This window comes from uncultured Gimesia sp. (assembly GCF_937919775.1).
In the GTDB taxonomy this organism is placed as follows: domain Bacteria; phylum Planctomycetota; class Planctomycetia; order Planctomycetales; family Planctomycetaceae; genus Gimesia.
Window position 1 is genome coordinate 1 of sequence record NZ_CALFPF010000115.1, and the last position, 7,135, is coordinate 7,135.

The following is a 7,135-nucleotide window of genomic DNA, read 5'->3' on the forward strand; positions in this document are numbered from 1 at the left end:
CCGGGTGACGACCTGGTCCCATTCGGACCTGAAATACTGAGCAGAAACCCGGAATTATCAGGACAGGTCCGCTTTGTTTTTCCCGCAGCTCCCATCTCTTTAATCGAAATGGGTATTCCCGGCGGTCGCGCCTGGTGGATGCTGGATGTGGCGGAGCTGAATGCCGCAATCGAATCGGGAAAAATTCGGGACCAGCGAAACAAAACTCCCGATGGACTATTAGAAGCAGCTCAAAAATTGCGAGAATTTATTGACGCCCTGCAAAAGGAATCCGAATTACCCCTCTCCAAATTTGTGCTGGCCGGTTTTTCACAGGGCTCGATGATCTCAATCGAGATCGCCTTAAATCTCCCGCAACCGCCGGCTGCCCTGGTCATCTGGTCCGGAACATTATTATGTGAACAAAGATGGACATCGCTGGCAGAAAAATCCGAAAAGTTCCCTTTTTTACTGAGTCATGGCAGACAGGATCCCCTGCTCCCCTTTGAAGGGGCCATCTGGCTAAAAGAGATGTTTGAACAAAATGGATTTGAAGTCGACTTTTCCGAATTTATGGGCCCTCACACCATACCCGATATTGCTTTGGTGAAATTTGGAGCGCTGCTAGCTGAACTGACGAATTCACAATGAGTTAAGAACATGTTAATCCGCGGAAACCCTTGATTTGTAAGGGCAAAGCATTGAGCCTTGTCCCGGCTCAGGACATAATACCAAGATATATCTGTATTTATTCATTTACTGCAATTCGAACTCACTTCGAAATAAAGCACACTGTCACTACCGAAACTGATTCCGGACGAAACGTTTGAACTGATGGAATCAGAAAATAAACGCATGAAATCATTTCTTTTGTCCCAACTCAACACGATCTTCTCACTGCTGCTGATTGTGCTCCACGCCAGCCAGTTTTCCTTTGCAGCAGAAGAGGATGCAAAACCCTTTGAAGTCAAACAGATTCAAGTGGGATTTGATGGTCTCTATAAAGTGGGACGCTGGGTTCCGGTGACTGTTGAGTTAACGACAAATGAGCCGCTGGAACTGCAGCTCTCTGTGGTTTCCCTGTCTCCCGATGGTAATCCGACGGAAGTTCCTTCTGACGTTTATCGCTTCCCAGAGCCGGGTACTTATCAACTTCATTCCCAATTTAAAGCGGGTCTGCTCGACAGCCCTTTGAAAATCAGACTGCGTGACGCACAAACGCAATCCATTGTGCGGGAAATCTCCTATTCTCCCCAGTCTGCACGTAATCAGTTTAAGGGTATCGGATTAAAGCAGGCGGTCGAACTCTGGGCCACGATCGGCACCATCCCCGGCTTTGATTCTGTCTCATCGACCCAGCCCGAATCGATTGATTACGATCTCAACCAGTTCACAGCTTTGATCTCCGACCAGTCACTCCTGCCAGAAACCGCTTATGGATATGACTCGCTTGATAGTTTAGTCGTTGATTCCGAATATCCCGTCAGCATCGAAAAAAACGAGGCGATTCGAGACTGGGTCGTGAATGGAGGTCATCTTGTCGTTTGCGTTGGTGATGACATCGAAGCATATCAGCAAAGCGAGCTTTCCAAATGGGTTCCGGTCAAGATCCTCGGCAAATATCAGGTGCGTGAATTAAGCAGCCTGGAACTGTATACTGCGGTACGTTCTCGCATTCGGGGAGTGGCCACTGCTTCCCGCATTGAAATCAAATCGGGAGAAGTGCTGGCATCTTCGCTGGACGGGCCACTGCTGGTCCGAGTCCCGTTTGGGCTGGGTGTCGTCACGTTTCTGGCATTGGATTTAAAAACCAGCCCCCTTGTCAACTGGGAAGGCTTAAAGAATCTCTGTCCCAAACTGGCGACCAGAACGAAGCAGTCGCTTTCCACACAGCAACAGAATACCGTCCTCGGAAAGCGGATTTCTCAGACCGGCATCTCTGAGCTTGAAACGCAAATTTTTCATTCTCAGCAGAATTTCCCGGAAGTAGAGCGACCTTCCCACTGGTGGGTGATGGGGCTGATTCTTTTTTATCTCCTGCTGATTGGTCCGCTTGATTATTTTCTGGTGCATCGCATTTTGAAAAAGCCGCACATCACCTGGATCACTTTCCCTGTTATGGTCTCGCTCGCTGCAGTCTGGGGAGTCACGACAGCACAAACAGATAATGGCGATCGATTTCAGGCAACACAACTCAATCTCGTTGACTACGATGCCACTGAAGGCCAGTTGCGCGGTCGCTTTTATCTCAATCTTTACAGTCCGGAAACCCGCCGCTACCAGGTTGATGTGCAATCAACGAGTCCGGGAGAAGCAACTTCGAATGAATACTTTCCGACGCACCTCTGCTGGAACGGGTTACCGGAAACCACGTTCGCCGGCATGTATCGATCTGCCGAAGGAACATTGACGGGGCCTGCCTACCAGTTTTCCGATCAGTCAAAGTCCATCAAGAATCTGCCAATTCTGAAATGGGGAACGAAAAGCCTCATGGCAGAATGGACGCAACAACAACCGGAACTGATTTTATCCAACCTGACCGGCAATAGTTTAGGCCAGCTTTCGGGTAATCTGACACATCGTTTTGCCGGCCCTCTGAAAGACTGGGTGCTGGCCTATGGCAATCGTATTTATCTGCCGATTGTCGATCCGGAGCATCTCGAAGATTCTTTCATTCCCTCGACTCAAGTCTGGAATATTAACGGCCCCCGAGTTGAATCACGTAACATCAAAGGTTATCTGACCCGTGCTGTCTCTCGACGAATCGAACAAAAAGGGCAGCTCAACGCGACTGTGGTAACGGTACAGACCGACTATAACCCCTTCTCCAAAAACGTGTATGAAATTCTGAAAATCTTGACTTATCATGAAATGTCGGGAGGATTTGGCTATACCGGTCTTTCCAATATTTCTTCCGAACAACTGGATCTTTCCGAACAATTACGCCTGGGCAGAGCCGTTTTATTTGCCAGACTGGACAGACCGCTCAGCCAGGTTCTGCTGGATGATCAAAAACTCGACCAGGAAAACCAGACCACCTATATCAGAGTGGTGATCCCCGTCAAAAAATCAACTGACATTCAATATGAATTACCTTCGTTGAAAGACGAAGACAAAGACAAACAGCCGCAAGATCAGAAGGATTCACCTTCCGGGAGCGATAACGAGTGATTGAAACACGCAATTTAACCAAACGCTATGGCGACCTGATTGCCGTCAATAACATCAACCTGACTCTGGGAGAAGGAGATGTCTTTGGTTTTATTGGTCCCAACGGTTCCGGTAAAACAACCACGATGCGGATGCTCGCCACACTGCTCAGCCCCGATTATGGGGAAGCCTACGTTTGCGGAATCTCCATCTATACCCATCCGGAAGAAATTAGACGACTTGTCGGATTCATGCCCGACTTTTTCGGCGTTTACGATGACATGACCGTGCTGGAGTATCTCGAATTTTTTGCATCCGCCTATCGAATTAAAGGCCCGCAACGTCGCAAAATCTGCGAGGAAAAACTGGAACTGGTCGACATGAGTTTCAAACGGGACGCGATGGTCAACCAGCTTTCCCGCGGGCAAACGCAACGCATCGGCCTGGCGCGTGTTCTGCTGCACGAGCCTCAAGTGCTCTTACTGGATGAACCGGCCAGCGGTCTGGACCCACGTGCGCGGATTGAAATTCGAAACCTGCTGAAGCGCTTGGGAGAATTGAAGAAAACCGTGATTGTCTCCAGCCATATTCTGCCCGAACTGGCAGATGTCTGCACGCGCGTCGGCATGATTGAAAAAGGAAATTTAATCGTCGACGGTAAGGTTGACGAAGTTATGAAAAAAGCAAGGCAGCGGATTCTGTTACACGTTGCTGTGAACGAGAATACAGAAAAAGCCGCAGCCCTGCTTGAATCTCATGAACTGGTTTCAAAAATTGACATCCAGAAAAACGTGATGCTGGTCACACTGCAGAACGACGTACTGGACTACACCTTCATTCCCACGATTTTAATCACTGAAGGGTTCAAGCTTTCCCTGTTCCGCGAAGAGGAAACCAACCTGGAGACGGCATTCATGGAATTGACCAAAGGCCTGGTCCAGTAATTCTGCCTGTTGTTTTATTTTTCCTTTTTGGCAGCGGCCCGTTTTGCTTTGCGATCTTCTTCCTCTTTTTGTTCAGCCGCTTTGACCTCTGACTCCGGTTTCTTTTTTTGCTGTAAAAGCCATTCATAGACTTTCGGATTATTATAAGTTTCGGTCCATGAATCGTGGCTGGCTTCCGGGTAAACTGTGAAGCTGATATCCGCGTTCGCTTTTTTCAGTTCATCAACCAGTGTTTGCGAACGCTCCAGCCGTACCGCTGTGTCTTTTGCTCCGTGAAACACCCAAATGGGGACATGCTTGACTTTTTTGACCCAGAACTTTTCTCCCCCGCCGCAAATCGGGACCAGAGCTGCAAACCGGTAAGGCGTGTAAGCTGCCAGAGACCAGGTTCCAAAACCGCCCATGCTTAATCCCGAAACATAAATACGGTCTTGATCGACGCGATATTTCTTTTCGATCTCATTCAACAATGCGGTCAATTCAACCGGTTGCCAGAGTTGATCCTTGGGACATTGCGGCGAGACAACAATAAATGGAAATTGTTTACCGTTTTTGACCAGCTTAGGCGGTCCGTGTACCGTCACCAGATCCAGATCCTCTCCTCTTTCGCCGGCACCGTGCAAAAACAGCAGCAAAGGCCACTTATCCTTTTGCTCATAATCTTCAGGCAAATAAATCAGGTAGTTCATTTTTACGGGAATCGTCGTATTGAGCACGGCCGCCTCCTGCTTTCCAGATTGAGCCTTTACCTCACTCTGAACGGTCGTGACGCAAATAAGAACGAGCAGGACCAATGATCCCGGTATCATTTTTCGCAACATCTGTTTCGTACTCCCCGTATTTGAAATGTTGTCCTTGGAAATTTGAGCAAAATAGGACATGAGCATGACAGACGATTAATCAGACTTCAAGCCATGCAAATACATTCGAACGGTAAAAACACCACATGTACACCCACATTCTCTGAATCCGTGATAATTTGCATAAACTGGAAAAAGAAACGGCTTCACTCCATGGTGAGTATCAAAATTGAATCGGGCAGCCCCTTCGTTCTTCTCAGAATGCTCTTCTGTCCTGATCCACTTTTTGATAAAGTCCGTCTCTCAAATCTCTCTTTCTCACCTTCCCATTCTTTCAATTGATCACATCTATTCTCCAATGCGTTCTGCCCCTGATTGCGGATACGATTTGCCTACACAACCGGCAGCATTGAAACGTCTCTTACGAAATACGTTTTGGGCTGTTTGCATGCTGTGCTGCGCGATTCCTGCCGGCTGTCAAAAGAGTCTGCTCCAGAACGTTCGACAGACTCAAATGAGTATGACACTGAAAGAAAAAGTGTCAAAACGAGTGCCGCAGGAACTGGAAGCGCTCCACGTTTATCTGTCCCAGGATTTGTGGATTCAAAACCATCACTGGTCTGCCTATCAGGAATGGAAAACTCTTCAGGACCACACGCCGGATGATGTCACATCTTCGATGAATGCGCATCGCTGGGTATTTGGATCGTTGCAGGAGAAAAAATTACTGGCAGATTCGACCGTCACGGAAAAACCAGAATTGGCACCGCAGTCAGCGGAGAAAAAAACAGACACACCTGCGACTGAAAGCAAGAGTCCAGAATCGAAATCAGAGCTCAAATCAGATCGACTCAGCGAAAAAGAAAACAAGCAGCACGAAAACTGGTCGTTTAATACGTTGCAGGATTTTTTCGTGAGAACCGGTTTTCAGGATTCACCATCGAAAACCAGTTCAGCTGAACCGCCGGGAAAAATGGCGGCATTAAAACAGCTTTCAGAATGGGATTCTCTCGCGGGCTGGAACGCTGCCATCCTCTGGGCAACCCTGGCTCCCACGACCGCGCTGGAGGCACTTCCGATACTCGATAAAGTCGTCCACGAAAATCTCGCTTATGATCCCTCAGCTTCTGATGCCGTTCCCAAAACAAAAAACCGTGAAATACTTCTCCCCGGTCAGAAGTCAGAAAAAGACAAATCCAAGCCCGAAATGATTCCCATTTCGCCGGCGATGAAACATGCCGCCATCAATGGTATCTGCCTGGTGCTCTCACGGGCGAATGCCATCCCCTTCCAGACAAAAAACAAGCTCACGCAATTACTGCAACGCCCTGACATCTCAATCGAATTACGCGGCGAACTCTATCGAGGTCTGGCCCGTTTCCTTCCGCCCGCAGAAATCCCCTCGTTGGAACAATCTCTGGATGTCAGCGACAACACAGCAGTCCCTCCTAAAACCCTGCGTCGGGCAGCCATGGATGCCTGCATCATACACGGACTCTGGTTTTATGCGGAACAGAATCAATTCTCGCACACGAATCCGGATCACATGCAAGCCCGGGAATTTGAAGCGTCGGCGTGGCCTGCAAATATCATGCAGGTTCGCTGGGATACAGACTCTGTCATGCGCTGGAATTTTGGTTACTGGGCCGCCCTGGTTCGCCATCCTGATGCGGAAGCGATTCTCACATCCCAGCTGACTGATGCCGATCTTCAGGTTCAAAACAAAGCGATTGAACATTTGGGAGTTCTGGGAACTGAGCAGGCACTGGTACTACTTCAGGAGCAGGCAGCGCGTCCTCAGGAAAGTTCACGGATTTCAGCTGTTCGAGGACTGATTCCCTTTGGGGCACACTACCTGGCCCCTCTGAAAGATGATGGGGCTTCGTCCGTCCGCCGTGCTGTTGCAGAAGGCTTAGGCGGGACTGCTTCTCCGGAATCAACCCTTTTACTGCGATCACTCATCAACGACCGCAGTCCGGAAGTTCAACTCGCGGTGGTTGAATCCATCTCGGAGTGGCCTGATGAACTCGCCATACCGCTTCTACTGGAAGGAATCCAGGAAGGCGTTTATAAAACGCGGCGAAAAAGTGTCATCCAGTTGGTCAATCGCACCGGAGTCGGGGGTTCCATTTCCATCGAAGCCCCTAAATCTGAAAGAATTACCGCTGTCCGGGAACTGGCTCGAACAGAACAGCTTCCCGGTGGATTATGGGAGCAACTGATGCAACACGGCTTGCAAACGTCGCGTGAAATCGACAGCAG

The 7,135-nt window shown here is 49.0% G+C and carries 5 protein-coding genes; 4 read left to right on the top strand and 1 reads right to left on the bottom strand.

Annotated features, from left to right (window positions below; genetic code table 11):
- The 3 genes from Q0294_RS03085 to Q0294_RS03095 form a co-directional block, all read left to right on the top strand.
- Positions 1-630 (top strand): dienelactone hydrolase family protein (locus Q0294_RS03085; protein ID WP_299460806.1); only part of this gene is annotated, 630 nt, incomplete at its 5' end.
- A gap of 204 nt (positions 631-834) precedes the next feature.
- Positions 835-3,150, top strand: a complete 2,316-nt coding sequence (locus Q0294_RS03090; protein WP_299460808.1) for a hypothetical protein — start codon at positions 835-837, stop codon at positions 3,148-3,150.
- Complete coding sequence (locus Q0294_RS03095; protein WP_299460810.1) at positions 3,147-4,073, top strand: ABC transporter ATP-binding protein; 927 nt, start codon at positions 3,147-3,149, stop codon at positions 4,071-4,073. Before Q0294_RS03090 ends, Q0294_RS03095 begins: the two co-directional genes overlap by 4 nt.
- 14 nt (positions 4,074-4,087) lie before the next feature.
- Here the strand turns inward: Q0294_RS03095 and Q0294_RS03100 are convergent, their stop codons facing one another.
- Positions 4,088-4,789, bottom strand: a complete 702-nt coding sequence (locus tag Q0294_RS03100) for a prolyl oligopeptidase family serine peptidase (protein WP_299460812.1) — start codon at positions 4,787-4,789, stop codon at positions 4,088-4,090.
- A 622-nt stretch (positions 4,790-5,411) separates the two neighbouring features.
- Between Q0294_RS03100 and Q0294_RS03105 the strand changes: the two genes are divergently transcribed.
- Positions 5,412-7,135: HEAT repeat domain-containing protein (locus Q0294_RS03105; protein WP_299460814.1), on the top strand; the 1,724-nt coding region annotated here is incomplete at its 3' end.

What these genes read in the sequence shown, in the direction of transcription:
- Q0294_RS03090 (WP_299460808.1), top strand. Translation starts at nt 835, where the DNA reads ATGAAATCATTTCTTTTGTCCCAACTCAACACGATCTTCTCACTGCTG.